Origin of the sequence: Pseudaminobacter soli (ex Li et al. 2025), assembly GCF_003012705.1 — a bacterium.
In the GTDB taxonomy this organism is placed as follows: Bacteria; Pseudomonadota; Alphaproteobacteria; order Rhizobiales; family Rhizobiaceae; genus Pseudaminobacter; species Pseudaminobacter soli.
The window spans coordinates 24530-40925 of sequence record NZ_PXYL01000009.1; the positions used below are offsets into that span (position 1 = coordinate 24530).

The 16396-nt window shown below is 62.5% G+C and carries 12 protein-coding genes; 4 read left to right on the forward strand and 8 right to left on the reverse strand.

The genetic code is table 11. The features are described from left to right. The first annotated feature begins 2 nt into the window (after positions 1–2). From C7I85_RS17970 to glyA, 4 genes are read left to right on the forward strand one after another with little or no spacing between them, the layout of a single operon-like run. On the forward strand, positions 3–305 hold the full coding sequence (locus C7I85_RS17970; protein ID WP_106725389.1) for a sarcosine oxidase subunit delta: 303 nt from the start codon (positions 3–5) through the stop codon (positions 303–305). Then, positions 302–3301: a sarcosine oxidase subunit alpha gene (locus C7I85_RS17975; protein WP_106725390.1), complete on the forward strand. Its 3000-nt coding sequence runs from the start codon at positions 302–304 to the stop codon at positions 3299–3301. The genes C7I85_RS17970 and C7I85_RS17975 overlap by 4 nt, the downstream gene beginning before the upstream one ends. Before the next feature lie 9 nt (positions 3302–3310). After that, positions 3311–3871 carry a sarcosine oxidase subunit gamma gene (locus C7I85_RS17980; protein ID WP_106725391.1) on the forward strand — a complete coding sequence of 187 codons (561 nt, stop codon included), beginning with the start codon at positions 3311–3313 and terminating at the stop codon, positions 3869–3871. Between the two features lie 21 nt (positions 3872–3892). Then, the gene (glyA, locus tag C7I85_RS17985; protein WP_106725392.1) at positions 3893–5161 is read left to right on the forward strand and encodes a serine hydroxymethyltransferase; all 1269 of its coding nucleotides are present in this window, start codon (positions 3893–3895) and stop codon (positions 5159–5161) included. Positions 5162–5302: 141 nt separating this feature from the next. Here the strand turns inward: glyA and C7I85_RS17990 are convergent, their stop codons facing one another. The 8 genes from C7I85_RS17990 to C7I85_RS18030 all read right to left on the reverse strand — a co-directional run bounded on the left by C7I85_RS17990 (position 5303) and on the right by C7I85_RS18030 (position 16354). Continuing rightward, the gene (locus C7I85_RS17990; protein ID WP_106725393.1) at positions 5303–5968 is read right to left on the reverse strand and encodes a trimeric intracellular cation channel family protein; all 666 of its coding nucleotides are present in this window, start codon (positions 5966–5968) and stop codon (positions 5303–5305) included. 64 nt (positions 5969–6032) lie between these two features. Then, positions 6033–7301 carry a M20 family metallopeptidase gene (locus C7I85_RS17995; protein ID WP_106725394.1) on the reverse strand — a complete coding sequence of 423 codons (1269 nt, stop codon included), beginning with the start codon at positions 7299–7301 and terminating at the stop codon, positions 6033–6035. A gap of 254 nt (positions 7302–7555) precedes the next feature. Next, positions 7556–8596 (reverse strand): heme-dependent oxidative N-demethylase family protein, encoded by a 1041-nt coding sequence (locus C7I85_RS18005; protein WP_106725396.1) that lies wholly within the window; start codon positions 8594–8596, stop codon positions 7556–7558. Between the two features lie 112 nt (positions 8597–8708). Continuing rightward, the gene (locus C7I85_RS18010) at positions 8709–9674 is read right to left on the reverse strand and encodes a PDR/VanB family oxidoreductase (RefSeq protein WP_106725397.1); all 966 of its coding nucleotides are present in this window, start codon (positions 9672–9674) and stop codon (positions 8709–8711) included. After that, on the reverse strand, positions 9671–10270 hold the full coding sequence (locus C7I85_RS18015) for a dimethylamine monooxygenase subunit DmmA family protein (RefSeq protein ID WP_106725398.1): 600 nt from the start codon (positions 10268–10270) through the stop codon (positions 9671–9673). Before C7I85_RS18015 ends, C7I85_RS18010 begins: the two co-directional genes overlap by 4 nt. 7 nt (positions 10271–10277) lie before the next feature. Continuing rightward, positions 10278–11411: an aminomethyltransferase family protein gene (locus C7I85_RS18020; protein WP_106725399.1), complete on the reverse strand. Its 1134-nt coding sequence runs from the start codon at positions 11409–11411 to the stop codon at positions 10278–10280. 285 nt (positions 11412–11696) lie between these two features. After that, entirely contained in the window at positions 11697–13412 is a 1716-nt protein-coding gene (locus tag C7I85_RS18025) for an APC family permease (protein ID WP_106725400.1), read from the reverse strand. Between the two features lie 572 nt (positions 13413–13984). Beyond that, a complete protein-coding gene (locus tag C7I85_RS18030) occupies positions 13985–16354 on the reverse strand; it encodes a DUF1989 domain-containing protein (RefSeq protein WP_106725401.1) in 2370 nt (789 codons plus the stop codon). Positions 16355–16396 lie beyond the last annotated feature (42 nt).

Sequence of the window (16396 nt, forward strand, 5' to 3'; positions counted from 1 at the left end):
CAATGCTTGTGATCCGTTGCCCCTACTGCGAGGCCGAGCGGCCCGAGGTCGAGTTCGCCTATGGCGGCGAGGCCCATATCGCAAGGCCCGCCGACCCGTCCACTTTGACCGACGAACAGTGGAAGGACCATTTGTTCATCCGTACCAATGCGCGCGGCACGCATTTCGAGCGCTGGCGCCATGTGCACGGTTGCGGCCGCTTCTTCAACGCCGTCCGCGACACCGTGAGCGACAAGTTCGTGACCACATACAAGGCGGGCCTGCCGCGCCCGACCGAAGCCGAGCTCGAGGGAATGCGCAAATGAACGCCTATCGCATCAAGGGGAAGGGCAGGGTAGATCAGCGCAAGCCCGTGCGCTTCAGCTTCAACGGCACGGCCTATACCGGCTACGAGGGCGACACGCTCGCCTCCGCACTGCTGGCTAATGGCGTCCACCTGGTGGGGCGCTCGTTCAAGTACCACCGCCCGCGCGGCATCCTCTCGGCTGGATCCGAGGAGCCGAACGCGCTCGTCGGCACCGACCGCGGCAACGGCCGCTTCGAGCCGAACACGCGAGCCACGGTGCTGGAGGTCTTCGAGGGGCTCAACACCACCAGCCAGAACCACTGGCCTTCGCTGAAGCGCGACGTGGGCGCGATCAACGACGCGCTCTACATGCTGTTTTCGGCCGGCTTCTACTACAAGACCTTCATGTGGCCGAAGTCGTTCTGGAACAAAGTCTACGAGCCGTTCATCCGTGGTGCTGCCGGCCTCGGCAAGTCGCCGACGGTGCCTGATCCGGACACCTATGCCAGCCGTTTCGCGCATTGCGACGTGCTCGTCGTCGGCGCGGGGCCTGCCGGTCTTGCGGCCGCGCTCGAAGCCGGCCGCAGCGGTGCCAAGGTCATGCTCTGTGACGAGCAGGCCGAACTCGGCGGCTCGCTGCTGTCGGAAACGAATGCCCGTATCGATGGCGCGTCCGGCTGGGACTGGCTGAAGGCTGCCGCAGCCGAGCTCGCGGCGCTGCCGAACGTCACCGTGCTGACCCGCGCCACGGCGATCGGCTACTATCACCAGAACCTTCTCGGCCTCTGCCAGCGTCTCACCGATCATCTTGCCAGCCCGCCTGAGGGCGCGCCGCGCGAGCGCCTGTGGAAGGTGCGTGCAAAGCAGGTGGTGCTGGCCCAGGGCGCAATCGAAAAGCCGCTGGTGTTCGACGGCAATGATCGCCCGGGCGTCATGCTCGCCGGTGCCGCGCGCAGCTATCTTAACCGCTACGGCGTCAAGGTAGGCAACCGTCCGGTCGTGGTGACTTCGCACGACAGTGCCTGGCTCGCTGCATACGATCTTGCCGAGGCAGGCGCCAAGGTGGCGGCCATCGTGGATGTCAGGCCCGAAGTGGCCGGCCATCTGAAGCAGCGCGCCGCAGCTCTCGGCATCGAGATGCTGACGGGCTGGACGGCTACTGGCACCAGCGGCCGCCTGCGCGTCGCTTCGGTGCGCGTCAATCCGATCAGCCGCAACGGCGTGTTCGGCCCGGCCCGCACGATTGCCTGCGATGCTCTCCTGATGAGCGGCGGCTGGACGCCGAGCGTGCATCTGTTCTCGCACACCAAGGGCAAGCTCGACTGGAACGAGGAAGGTCAGATGTTCCTGCCCGGCGAGCGCACGGAGGAAAGCCGCTGCGCCGGCGCCGGCAATGGCAGCTTCGGCCTTGCAGCGGCTCTCGCGGAAGGTGCCGAGGCGGGCGCGGACGCAGCTGTTGATGCCGGCTTCAAGGCGAAGGCCGCGACCTACAAAGTCGATGGCGAGGTGCCCCTGATGGGCGTCAGTAGCCGCGAGCTAACGACCGACCGCAATGCGTCCAAGGCCAAGGCTTTCGTCGATTTCCAGAACGATGTCACCGCCAAGGACATCCGCCTTGCCGTGCGCGAGGGCTTCAAGTCCATTGAACACATCAAGCGCTACACCACCAATGGCATGGCGACCGACCAGGGTAAGACCTCGAACATCAATGGTCTCGTAATAGCTTCCGACGCGGTAAGGCGACCCGCACCCGCTGTGGGCCTCACCACCTTCCGCCCGCCTTATACGCCGACCACCTTTGGTGCCTTTGCCGGCTACAATCGCAGCGAGCTGTTCGAGGTGACGCGCAAGACGCCGATCGATGTTTGGGCTGAGGAAAACGGCGCCGTGTTTGAGCCAGTGTCGCTGTGGCGGCGCGCCTGGTATTTCCCCAAACCCGGCGAGGACATGCATGCCGCCGTGACGCGCGAATGCAAGACGGTGCGCGAGACGCTCGGCATGTTCGACGCCTCGACGTTGGGCAAGATCGAGATCGTCGGGCCGGATGCTGCCGAGTTCCTCAACCGCATGTACACAAACGCGTGGTCGAAGCTTGGCGTGGGCCGCTGCCGCTACGGCGTACTGCTCGGCGAGGACGGCTTCATCCGCGACGACGGCGTGATCGGTCGCATCACCAGTGACCGCTTCCACGTAACCACCACCACCGGTGGGGCCGCGCGCGTGCTGGCGATGATGGAAGACTATCTCCAGACCGAGTGGCCGGACCTGAAGGTGTGGCTCACCTCCATCACTGAGCAGTGGGCGGTGATTGCCCTGCAGGGGCCGAATGCGCGCAAGCTGTTCGAGCCGCTGGTCGAGGGCATCGACCTGTCGGAAGAAGGCTTCCCGCATATGTCGGTGGCCGAAGGGCGCATTTACGGCGTGCCGACCCGGCTGTTCCGCATGAGCTTCACCGGCGAGCGCGGCTATGAGATCAACGTGCCGGCGCGCTATGGCCGCGCGGTCTGGGAAAAGCTCTTCGAGGCTGGCCAGCAGTTCGGCATCACGCCCTACGGCACCGAAACCATGCATGTGCTGCGCGCCGAGAAGGGCTACATCATCGTCGGCCAGGACACCGACGGCACGCTGACGCCGGAAGATGCCGGCCTTGGCTGGGCCATCGGCAAGTCCAAGCCCGACTTCGTCGGCAAGCGTTCGCTGAGCCGGCCGGACATGCTGAAAGCCGACCGCAAGCAGCTTGTGGGCCTGCTGACGTCCGATCCCAACACGGTGCTGGAGGCGGGCGCACAGATCGTGCTCGATCCCAACCAGACGCTGCCGATGAAGATGGTGGGGCACGTCACGTCTTCCTACTGGAGCGGAACGCTCGGCCGCTCGATCGCGCTTGCCGTCGTCGAGGGGGGCAGAGCACGCGAAGGCGCGACCATCCATGTGCCCATGCCGGGCCGCACGCATACCGCAAGGATCGTCGGCACGGTGTTCTACGATCCCGAAAATAAGCGTCTCAGCGCATAGGAGGCCGCCATGCTGCACGAATTTCATTCGCCGGTGGGCCGCGAGATCGCCGTCGGCAAGGCGATCCCGCTTCGCATCCGTACCGTCGACGACTGCGCCCGCTTCAGCTTGAGGTTCGATCCGGCCCGGCTCGCCGAGGCCTCGAAAGCCTTCGGCCTGGCCTTGCCGGCAAAAATCGGGGATGTCGCTGCTTCCAGCGGTCGGCTCGCCGTGCAACTCGGGCCCGACGAGTGGCACCTGCTCGCGCCGTTGGCCGAGCAGGGGGGCGTGGAGCGCGCTTTCGCCGAACTCTATTCGGCAACCCCGCATAGCCTCGTTGATGTCTCCCACCGCGAGGTGGGCATCGAAGTAGAGGGCACGGCGGCGCTGCTTGCGCTGCGCTCGGCGATTGCCTTCGACATCGAGGCGATGCCCGCCGGCATGGGCTGTCGCACCATTTTCGACAAGGCGCAAATCGTGCTGGTGCGCGAGACCGAAGAGCGCTTCCGGATCGAGGTCTGGCGCTCGTTCGCCGATCACGTCTGGGGCATTCTGCAGGCCACCAGCCGCGAAATCGAACTCGACATCTGATCGCATTCCCGGGAGGTAACCATGCCGCACATCAGCCCGATCGCGTCGTTGGGTGACGCGGCGATCGCCGCCGCCATCAGCCGCGAGCTTGATCGCCAGAAGAACCAGATCGAACTGATCGCCTCGGAAAATATCGCCTCTGCCGACGTGCTCGCGGCCCAGGGCTCGGTGCTCACCAACAAATATGCCGAGGGTTATCCCGGCAGGCGCTATTATGGCGGTTGCGAGTTCGTCGACGAGGTCGAGACCATCGCCATCGAGCGTGCCAAGCTGGTGTTCGGTGCGGCTTACGCCAATGTCCAGCCGCATTCGGGCGCGCAGGCCAACCAGGCCGTGTTTCTGGCGCTGCTCCAGCCCGGCGACCGGGTGATGGGCATGTCGCTCGCCCATGGCGGCCACCTCACCCACGGCTCGCCGGTCACCATGTCGGGCAAGTGGTTCGACATTGTTAGCTACGAGGTTCGCCAGTCCGACCAGCAGATCGACTATGACGTGCTGCGCACCCGGGCGCTGGAGACGCGGCCCAAGCTGATCGTTGCCGGTGCCTCTGCCTATCCGCGCGCGATCGACTTTGCCGCCTTCCGCCGCATCGCCGATGAGGTAGGGGCATATCTGATGATTGACATGGCCCACTATGCGGGCCTGGTCGCGGCCGGGCTTTATCCCGATCCGCTACCGCATGCCCATGTGGTGACCACCACCACGCACAAGACCCTGCGCGGTCCGCGCGGCGGCATGATCCTGACCAATGACGAGGCGCTGGCCAAGAAGATCAATTCGGCGGTGTTCCCGGGCAATCAGGGCGGGCCGCTGATGCATGTCATCGCCGCCAAGGGGATTGCCTTCGGCGAGGCGCTGCGGCCGGAGTTCCGCGACTATGCCACAAGGGTGGTCAACAACGCCAAGGCGCTGTGCGACACGCTGGTCGCCGGCGGGCTCGACATCGTGTCGGGCGGCACCGACTGCCACATGGTGCTGGTCGATCTGCGCCCCAAGGGCGTGAAGGGCCGCGACGCCGAGCAGGCGCTGGAGCGCGCCGGGCTGACCTGTAACAAGAACGCCATTCCCTTCGACCCGGAAAAGCCGGCGGTCACGTCGGGCGTTCGGCTCGGTACCTCGGCCGGCACGACACGCGGCTTCGGCGAGGACGAGTTCAGGCGCGTCGGCGAGCTGATCCTCAAGGTGATCGATGCGCTCGCCGCCGCCGGGCCGGAAGGCGATGCCGCGGTCGAGCAGGATGTGCTGGCCGAGGTCAGGGACCTCTGCAATCGCTTCCCTATCTACCGCTAGCCGTTTCCTGAGAAGCCCATGCCTCAATCCGGCGCGCGTGCGCGCGCTGGATGTTCCCTTGCGAATTCATGAGGCGGGCTTTTGCCATTCTAGCCTCCTGGGCAGCTCTCGTATCGATGCATCACCGGATGAATCCGAGGCTCAGGACTGCTCGGGACCAGTACCGCTTCCTCGTTTGGTCTTCGACTTACGTGGATCCGTGACTTTGGCAACCGGAAGGCGCCAGCCATACTTGATCGCCATGACGCGCAGCGAGAAGCACAGGATTAGTGCCACGGCCGCTACTGGAACAACCGGCAAGCGTAGCGTGTGCCCGAAGACCACGACCGCGGCGGCGGCCAGTGCGGCAACCGCGTAAAGTTCTGCGCGCAACACGATCGGAATCTCAGCCAGCAGCACATCGCGGGCCATGCCGCCGCCAATGCCGGTAACCATACCCAGCATTACTGCCATAACCGGATTCAGGCCGTAGGCGAGCGCCTTGGATGCGCCTGCGACAGCGAACAGCGCGAGGCCTGCCGCGTCGAACAGCAGGACCGAGTGTGACATTCGCTCGATCAAGGGCGAACAGTAGAAAGTGATGACGCCGGCAAAGAGCGACACGCCGAGATAACGCCAATCGCTGACCGAAGCAGGTGGGATTGCACCAATCAGCACGTCGCGCGCGATGCCGCCTGCGGTTGCCGCCGCAAAAGACAGCACCAGGACGCCGAACAAGTCCAGCTTGCGCTTGGTTCCGGCCAACGCACCGCTCAGCGCAAAGACGAAGGTTCCGGACAGGTCAAGCACAAGCGGAAGCTTCTCCATGATGCGTCTCTCCAGTCTCGGACACAGAGACAAACGCGCCTTGGAGTGAGCCTCGCCGAAAGGCCTACGCAGCCAGCCAGGCGCGGGTCGCGACGACCAGCGTCTCGACGCCAGTTTGCAACGTGGGATGGAGGACGGGCGCGAATTTGGGACTGTGGTTCACCGGAAGCTCGTTGAGCCGGTTTTCCGCTTTCGCCTTGGCGTAGACCTTCGGATCGGTGCCGCCCACAAACCAGAACACCGAAGGAACATGCCATTCGGACCCGAACGATCCGAAATCCTCGCTGGCCGGCGCGGGTCCGGTTTCACGGACGCGGTCGGCTCCGAAATGAACGCGGAACGCATCCGCCACCCGCTTGCTTGCGGCTTGATCGTTGACGTTGAGGGGATAGCTGTCGAGTCGCGTGATCTCGGGTGGACGGGGCGCGCCGGAGGCTTGCGCTTCGGCGTTGACGATCCGTTCAATTGCGGCCAGGACGCGGGCGCGGACGCCGGCGTCGAATGTCCGGACATTGAGCTTGATGATGGCCTCGTCGGGGATGACATTCTCCTTGGTGCCTGCCTGCAAGACGCCGACCGTCACGACGGCGGCTTCGGCCGCGGCCACCTCTCGCGACACCACGGTTTGAAGGCGCATGACCGTGGCCGCCGCCATCACCACGGGATCGATGCTCGCCTGCGGCATCGAGCCATGCGCGCCGCGCCCGAAGAGCCGGATCTGCAGGCTGTCCGCTGCCGAAGTGATCGGGCCAGCGCGCCCGGCAACTGTGCCTGATGGTCCCACCATGACGTGCTGGCCGAGGATCACGTCGGGCTTTGGAAAGCGGGTAAACAGACCATCACCTATCATGGCCTGTGAGCCTTCCGCTGTTTCTTCCGCGGGCTGGAAGACCGCCATCACTGTGCCGTGCCAGGACGAGCGCGCGTCAGCGAGCAGCTTGGTTGCACCGGCGAGCCAGGTCACGTGCATATCGTGACCGCACATGTGTCCGACGGGAACCTTCTGGCCGTCTCGATCGGTGGCCATCGCCTTGCTGGCGTAGTCAAGGCCGGTCGCTTCCTGGATCGGTAATGCATCCATGTCGGCGCGCAGCATGACGGTAGGGCCGTCGCCGTTGCGAAGCAGGCCGACGACGCCGGTGTTGCCGATGCCCGTCGTGACTTCGTAACCGGCCGCACGAAGGCGGTCAGCCGCAAGACCTGCCGTGCGAGTCTCCTGCATCGACAGTTCCGGATGCGAATGAATATCTTTGTAGAGCGCGGCCAGATCGGGAAGCAGCCCGTCAAGATTGCGCAATGCCGGCTCGGAAGCGTTTGCTTCGTTCGTAACCATGGATGGCTCCATCGCACGCCAGGCAAAGGAGCGTCGTACCGTTCTTCTATGAAGACAAGTCACGTTGACTTGAAATCAAATCTGGCTCCGCGAGCGCCGCTATCGGCTGAATTTTGGTTCTTTTGCTATTTTCCCCTGAATAGCGACGAAGGTGTCCATATCGGCGACAACATGGCCGCCACCAATGCGGCCTTACGCAGCTTGGAGGAAAAGGTCGAAGGCATTCCGGCAATAAAGCTCAAGGACTGGACTGCTCAGTCGGGGCCGAACCCAGACGAGGTCGGCGCGCCGTCGTCGTATTGGGAGAGCCATTCGACGACGGTTTGGCGATAGCGAGTGAGGCCCTTGTATTCGGCCAGCTCGTTCGGCAGGTCGCGCAACACGCGGTGGAAGCGGCGCGCCCATTTCGGTGAAGTCACGAGCTCGTCCATTTTGATCAGGTAGCAACGGATCGGGAAAACGAGCGCGTTGGAGCGCGGCAGCCGCCAGAACGTTTGCAACTCGACGCGAAGATGCACCTTCTGGCCGACGTTTTCCGGCGTCACCGTTGTCCGGTCAACACCCCATTTATGGTAGTTCTCTGGGCTGGTGTCGAGGCGCGGGTTGATCGTCATGGTCCAGTTGAAGCGTCGCGCAGGCTGGCCCTGCTGGATGTTGGTGAGGAACTTGAGCGCACGGTTGAAGATGCCCATGTCGTGCGCCAATGGCACCGGCGCGTGCCACTCGAAGAAATTCATGCCGATGTCGAAGTCGAGCGACCAGTCGGCCTGGGTGGTCACGATGCCGGCGTCCATCCACAGGTTGCCATCGCGCTGGTCGAGGACACAGAAATCGCCCTGGCTTTGGCGCGTGATGTACGCCATCGGCCCGTAGGGCAAAGTGGAGACGTCGCCGAAGGTGAAGCGGTCGTCGATGCCGAGTGGACGGTTGATCCAATGCCAGTTGTCGCCGTCGCGGGTAAGCGAGAAATGCTCCGGATAGCTCTCGGCCTTCTGGGTCATGAGCAGTTCGAGCAGGTCCCAGCCCGCCAGGGTCATATGAGGGAGCGACTGGCAGCGTAGTGGGTCTTCGGCAAGAACCAAGGCCCTGTCCTCCATCTCAGAGATATAGTGCTCGTCGACGTCGATCAGGTGCTCGAAGACCGTGTTTTTGGGGCCGGGCGTATGCGGCTCGATATTGACCGCATACATGTAGCTGTCCTCATGAAAGGGGAAGGGAAACCGCCTGATCTGTTCCGGACTGTTCCTAAAGCTGAAATCGTCCCGAAACGTTTCCTTTCTGAAATTGATTCCCATGATCTCCTCCCTACCGTGGACCGGGGTCATTCCGATGGAACGGCAATGTGGGCGCGATCTTCGGTCTGACGCGAACCGTGCAGAAGAACGCACTCACCTGCCAAGCTGATGCCTATCGCTCCAGAACGAGCGATTTGCCCTCGAAGCGCGAAACACAGGGCATTATCTTGCGGCCGGACTGATGCTCTTCCTCCGAGAGCCAGTGGTCGTTGTGCAGGAAATTGCCGTCATAGGAAATGACTTTGGTCTCGCATTGTCCGCAGACGCCGCCGCGGCACAGATAGGGCGGATCGATGCCGGCGGCCTCTATCGCCTCGAGCAGACTCTGCTGTTCGCTGACACGGATCTGCTTGCCGCTGATAGCGAGCGTGACATCGAAGGGCTTTCCGGGCTGTGGGGCCGCGAAATGCTCGAAATGCACCGTGTCGTCGGGCCAGCCAGCCTCGGCGGCCGTGCGACGCACCCACTCAATCATGCCGGCAGGACCGCAGATATAGAGATGTGTGCCGAGCGGCTGCGAGGCGAGTAGTTGTTCAAGCGGCAGTCTCTCGCCCTGATCGTCGCGGTAGAGGTGGATACGCCGGCCATAGCGGCCCTTTAGCACGTCGGCATAGGTGGCCAGCGTTTCTGTGCGGCACGTGTAGTGGAGCTCGAAGTTGCCAGCGTCGCCGGCCAGCTGCGAGGTCTGCGCCATGAAGGGCGTGATGCCGATGCCGCCGGCGATCATCAAATGTTTCCTGGCCCGGAGGTCCAATGAAAACAAGTTGACCGGACTGCTGATGACCATGCGCATGCCAGGATTGACCCGCTGGTGCATGAACAGCGAGCCGCCGCGGCCGGTGTCATCGCGGCGGACGCTGATGGTGTAGTCGCGCGTATCCAACGGCGAACTCATCAGCGAATAGGGGTTCAGGCGGGTGCGGTCGTCGTCGCGCATTTCGACGACGACATGGGCCCCGCCGGAAAAAGTCGGCAGAAGCTGGCCGTCCGTGCGCTGGAAATGGAAACGCTTGACCAGTTCGTTGACCGGGACGACGTCGGTGACAATTACGTCGATCTTCCTTGTTCCGGCGCTCAACGGAAAATCTCCTCTGCCTGAGGGCTTTCGGTCGGGTCTTCCGCGTTGATGCAGACGCCCTGGAAGGCGGCCAGCCGGCGCGAATAGTGGTCCCGTACCAGCAGAAGAAGACCGCAATGCGAGCAGGTTACCGGCTGCGTGGTCACGTTTTCGGTGATGCCTTTGCAGTGGACGCACTGGACCCGACGCGCCAGAGAGCCGCGATGCTCGGTCTGGATCGATGAGGGGTCGAAGCCAGCTTCCATTGCAGCCTGCATTGCCTGGCCGATCAGCCCTTCGCTGCCGGCCAGATAGATGCGAAGGCCCATATGCGCCGTCGCAAGGGTCTGCCGCAGCCTTGGTAGGGCGGCGGCGATCGTGGGGCCTTGATAGAAACGTGCCGGCTGCAGCGATTTCACCGCTTCGACATAGTTCGTTCCAGTGTCATCCGGAACGAACATGATGTGGGCATCGGCGAAGAACCCTTCAGGTGTGGCCTTCGCCATGTCGAGGATTGCCGCCGCGCCTTCGGCGTCGGCGACGAAGAGGTGGTTGCGACCGGGCTGCGGCGACAGGGTTCCGTAGACCGGCCGGCTGAGGATGGTCTTGGCCGTCATGCCCGCTTCAACCCTTCGCGGTGCGCTTCAGCTTCTTCGGATCGTCGAAGGGCAATGTGTGGGCGATAGCCTTGATCTTGCCGTTCTGGTTGTGGATTTCGAGCGGCGTGCCCTGCACCGCGCAATCGACATCAAGTCGGGCAATGCCCATCGATTTCTTGACCAGCGGCGAATACATCGCACAAGTGACCACGCCCACCTTCTTGCCGTCGCGATAGACCGGCGCGCCTTCGTCGGCCGGCTGCACGCCTTCCAACAGCACCCCGAAGATCTTGAAGCGCTCTTTGCCTCTCAGTCGGTAGTGTTCCTCGGCACCGCGGAAGCCGGTCTTGCCGGGGCTGACAGTGAAGTCGAGGCCGAGTTCCCACAGCGTGTCGCCGGGGCCTTCGTTCTCAAACGGGTATTTCTGCGAGTTATCGTAGGGGTAGAACAGCAGGTAGCTTTCCACGCGCAGCATATCGAGCGTTGTGAAGCGCGTGGGGATGATGCCGATGTTCGCGCCATCCTCAAGGATCGCGTCCCAGACGGCGGGCGCATCCTGGCCGCGGCAGAATATCTCGTAACCGCGCTCGCCGGTGTAGCCGGTGCGCGAGATCATCACCGGGAAGCCGAACAGACGCGTCTGCATGTGATGGAAGTAGTTGAGGTCGCGGATGCCCGGCACATGCTTGGCCAGGAAGTCGACGGCCACCGGTCCCTGCAACGACAAGTCGTGCAGATTGTCGTCGAAGCGGATCGAGACATCGCGGCCCATGGCGGCGCGGGTCAGTTCCTCGTGGCCGGTGCCCGAACCGTGCACCACCATCCAGGAGTTCGGGCCCATCCGATAAAGGATGCAGTCGTCGGTGAACTTGCCGGCATCGTTGAGCATGCAGGCATAGGCCGATTTGCCCGGATAGATTTTCTCGACGTCGCGCGTGGTGGCTAGGTCGATGATGTGGGAGGCATGGGGGCCGTTGATGTGGACCTTCTTCAGTCCGGAAACGTCCATCAGGCCGGCCTTTGTGCGGATTGCGACGTATTCTTCGTTCGCGTCCTTGTCATAGGTCCAAGCGGTGCCCATGCCGCTCCAATCTTCCAGCTTGGAACCGAGGGCGCGATGGCGATCCGCCAAAGTCGAGAATCTCCAGGATACCGTCATCTACTCCATCCTCCCATTTCAAAAATGTTCTTTCTCGTTTCACCTGGAGGGCAAAACGCCGCGAAGTGGATCGGTAGTGATACTGACGCAAAATTCCAAACGCGCAATACTGTAATGCAAAAAATATTATTGTTAGGCAAAATCAATGCGGCCTAAGGATTTCAAAAGGATAGGGTCGGCAGAGGGAACACGGATAAAGCGCGGGACACGAGCGAGGGCTCCAAGTGCCATAGACGAATGAAGGCCGACGTGAGCCGGCCTTCATCTTGTAGCGACCTACAAATGTCAGATCACGAAGAACCAGTTGGCGACAAGGACGACAGTTAGGCCTGCTGCTAGTGTCAGGTAAGGCAGCATGCCGGCTTTGCGGTTCTTAAGGTCTTCCTGCCTGATACCAAGGTCGTCCAGCATGTTCTCCGGGAATTTGCCACGGTCCTGGATGTAGTGGCGATAGCAGAACACCGGGATGATCAGCGAAGCGGCGATGAGGCCGGCCCAAAGCGCCCATGGGTTCCACACCTTGGCGCCGGCTCCCATGAACATGGCGTTGACGTAGGAAAGCATGCCGCCGATAGCGATCAAAAAAGTCGGCGCCTTCCACGGTCGGTGGATATGGCCGTTGTCGATTCGGTGGATCCAACCCGAATTGAGGTTCAGGAAGTTGAAGATGATGTAGCCGCAGTTCGACACCGCCAGGATGAAGAAATAGCTGGTGGCATCGGCGGCGGCGATCGCCAGCAGGAACAGGTTAAAGACTAAATCGGTCCACATCGCAGAAGTCGGTGCGCCATGACCGTTCACATGGGCGAGATAACGCGGCAACCAGCCGTCGACGCCGCCCTGGTAGAGGGTGCGCGACGAACCGGCCATTGCGGTCATGATCGCCAGCATCAGCGCGCAGATCATCAGCATCATCATGATGGCGGTGATGAAGCCGGAGCCACCCACCATGCGTGCCATCGCCTCGCCCACGCCGGAGCCGTCAACAATCGGGTCGGCAAGCATGCCGTTGATGCCGAGCACACCCTGGAAGGTGAATGGTACCAGCGTATAGAGGAGCAGGCACAACAGGCCCGAATAGAGGATCGCCCGCACCGTGTCGCGGCCGGGGTTGCGGAATTCGCTGGTGAAGCAGATCGACGTCTCGAAAGCGTAGGCCGACCAGGCGGCGATGAACAGGCCGCCGAACACCAGAGTCCAGCCGGAGATGTTCCAGCTGCCCGGCTCTGCCGCATAGGCCTCGGCCAGAGGCACGAAGGGCGTGTAGTTGTCCCAGTTGATCTGGCCGGTGATGATAGGCACGATGCCCACGATGAGCATCGGCACAATGACTATCAGGCCGACATACTTCTGCACATTGGCGGTGCCGAGAATGCCGCGATGCTGGATCGAGAAGGTTACCAGCATCAGGACGACGCCGATCCAGAACACTGAGTTGAGCGAGAAGCTGACCGGTCCGAGCGTGCCGCTGTAGAGTGTCCATTCACGGATGGCTGGCGTGGCCGCCGCAGTAAGCGCCGCGACGGCATCGGCTGCCGTCTTGCCTGCATGGGCCGGGTCTGCCAGCCAGGCGACGACTTCAGGCGAAGCGTCGGAGAAGCCGGGGATCGGTACAAGGGCGTTGAGAATGTAGGCCGCCGCGATGGAGCAGCCGAGCGACAGAACCGGTGTCCAGGCTAGCCAGTTGCACCAGACCGACAGCGGCGCGATGAACTTCGAGTAGCGCAGCCAAGCGGTGGCACCATAGACCGAGGCACCGCCCGACTTGCTGGGGAAGAGACCGGCGATCTCTGCATAGGTAAAGGACTGGATCAGGCCGAGCGTGACGGAGGTCATCCAGATCACGAAGGCTAGCGTGCCGGTGGTTCCGGCGATGCCGCCGATCGAAAATAGAACAAGAGCGGGCACGCCGCTGGCAACCCAAAAGGCGCCGCGCCAGTCGATGGTGCGGTGCAATTGTCCTTCGGATGCGGGCGCTATCCCGCTGACTGTAGAACTCATCTCGGAAGTTCCCCCATTTTTCGATTAATGTGTCCCCTGTGACCGTGCCGTTGCTGTCGGTTGCCCGCTTTGCGAAGGTCGAAGCCGTCTTTTCCACACAGTCTTATTTTATTCCCGGCAGTAAAGAATGGCACAGAGTGCCGTTGCGTCAAGCTCTTTATTGATTGCGAGTTGCGGACTCGTTCTCTGGAGAAGACGGCGGCTATGTTGCCGCCGAAGAGACCAAGCTGCGCTAGTAGGCTCTGCGGTCTCAAAGGTTGGACACTGCAGACCGCTAGTTTAGCCGATCAGGAGCGTCGAAGCGCAAGCGCTTCGGCAATCATCTCGAGGAGGAAGATGCTAACGGGCGCGGCACCAGACGCGTCGCTTCAATCCGCTGGCGAGTGGCATAGCCAAGCAGCGTTTTCACCCGGCGCATAAAGTCAGGCAGGACCGAGCGATTCGGGGTTGCGGGGGAGGAACCAAGTTGTCCTAAACCACTAGGAGCCGCCTTGCCCAAACAACCGAGGACGACTTGCCGATCACGAGCGTTATTCGAGGGCAAAGCCGGCCCTGCCATTTATACCAGCACGTCAGGAACGTGGTCGTGTCTTCTGTGGATCGTAATGGGCGAAGGGCACAACGCGGGCGGGCAGCCGCTTCTGTTGCCCATCGAGCTTGCCGATCTCCACTTCGGTGCCAATGTCGGCATGGGTGACGTCGAGTCGCGCAAGTGCGATGTTCTTGCCGAGCACCGGCGAGCGCATCGATGAGGTGATCTCGCCGATCTGGGCGCGGCCGACATGCACGCAGTCGCCATGGCCGACGGCGACGTTGGCATCGATATCGAGCCCGACCAGCTTGCACGATGGATGCTCCTTCCGCCGGATCAGGGCGTCGCGGCCGATGAAGTCGTCGGTCTTTGTCTTCAGTGGCACGGTGAAACCGATGCCGGCCTCGAATGGGTCGGTCTGGTCGGAGAAATCATAGCCGGCAAAAATAAGTCCCGCCTCGATGCGCACCATGTCCAGCGCCTGCAGGCCCATCGGTTTCAGGCCATGCGGCTGGCCAGCTGCCCAAACGGCATCGAACACCTTCTCGGCATCGCGCGGATGACACCAGATCTCGTAGCCGAGCTCGCCAGTGTAGCCGGTGCGCGATATTACGACCGGCGCGCCCTGCGCGTCACCAATGCGCGCGACCGCAAAACGGAACCATTCAAGCTCTGCGATGGAGGGTTGGGCCGGCGAGGTCCAGATGACTTCCTTGAGGATGTCGCGGCTCCTTGGCCCCTGCACTGCGATGTTGTGCATCTGGTCGGTCGACGAGCGCACCAGTACCTTCAGGTCGAGCTTTTCGGCGACCTCGCGCAGCCAGATGCCGCTGTAGTCATCCCCCCCAACCCAGCGGAAATTGTCCTTGCCCAGGCGCAGCAGCGTGCCGTCGTCGATCATGCCGCCGTGCTCGTAGCACATCGCGGTGTAGACGACCTGGCCGACGCCGAGCTTCTTGATGTCGCGGGTCAGTGTGTATTGCAGCAGCGCCTCTGAATCCGGACCGGTGATTTCGAACTTGCGAAGCGGCGACAGGTCCATGACCACCGCTTTCTCGCGGCAGGCCCAGTATTCTTCGAGCAGGCCGTCCTTGGCGAAGGAGTTGGCCAGCCAGTAGCCGCGATATTCGACGAAGTCGCGGGTGTGCTTGGCGAAGCTGGAATGAAAGGCGGTTTCGCGGGTCATCTTGGGCTCGGCATCCGGGGTCGTTCGTGTGGCAATGGCGCGGGAGAATTTCTGCTCGCCTGAATAGGTCCTTACGTGGATGTCGGTAGGGTTCCAGCCATTGGCCGGCGAAGTGTCGTCGGGGCAGGCTGACGAGACACAGACAATGTCGGTCAGGGCGCGTAGCAGCACGTAATCGCCGGGCCGCGTCCATGGTTCGTCGGAAAACATCACGCCATGGGCGTCAATGCCGGTGTTGAAGAAGAAGTTGATCGCCATCCAACCGGCTCGCGGGTTGACGCCCGTGTCGGCAAGCGCGTTGTTGAAATTCTCCGAGCAGTTGATGTGACCGGGATATCCGATGTCGTCGTAGTATTTGGCCGCGCAGGCAAGCGCGAATGCGTCGTGGCGGCCGCAAGTGTCCTGCACCACCTCGACAAGTGGCTCGAAATCCTGGTCGTAGTACTTCGAGTGCAGGCCAGGCATTGGATAGCTCGTACCCATCAACGTGCGGGTTGTGGTCACGTCGAGCGGGTGGTCCTTGCCCTTGTCGAGCTTGCGCGCCGAAAAGCACTGGAAGTCGGTGCATTGGCGGCCGTCGACGTCGATGATCTGGATAAAGTCGCCGGCCTTGACGAAATAGGAGCGGGCGGTCGCCGATTTCACGCGCAGGTCCAGCACCGGATCGGCAAGCGGTTCCGGCAGCTCGGACTTGCTTGTCGGCCGAATGCGAGCGCGCTGCACGAGCACTAGCAGCGGCGTGGCGGTATCGTGGCTGTCGACCGCCATCGGCCCGCCGGGCGCGGCCACTACCAGGCTGCCCTCGCGGCCGACGGTGAAGGTTTCCTCCGTCCCCGGTATGTTGGAGCTGCCGAATAGGCGCACGGCCTCGACCTTGGCCAGGTCGATCTTGCGTCGCTCCAGCCCCTTGCGAAAGGCACAGAGGCTTTCATTATCCTGTAAAAGCAATGCCTTGAGGCCGGCGGCATCGGCATTGGCCTTGGTGCCGAGGATGCTGGCGTCGGACTTGCCGGCGGTATCGATCGCAACAAGCTCGCAGGCCTGGCCGCCTTCAATATCACGGATGGTTACAGTGTCACCCGCTTCGATATTGATGAAGATGGCGCCGGCGCCAGGCACCTGATAGCGTTCCATCCCCTCCGGCAAAACCAACAGTCCGGGAGTCCGAATGACGCTCGGACGAGGAGGGCCCCCGACGACGGTAGGGTAGGCGGCATCCAGCATCACGACCTCCCGATCGGATTTTCTTGCCTGTAAAGAAAGTTC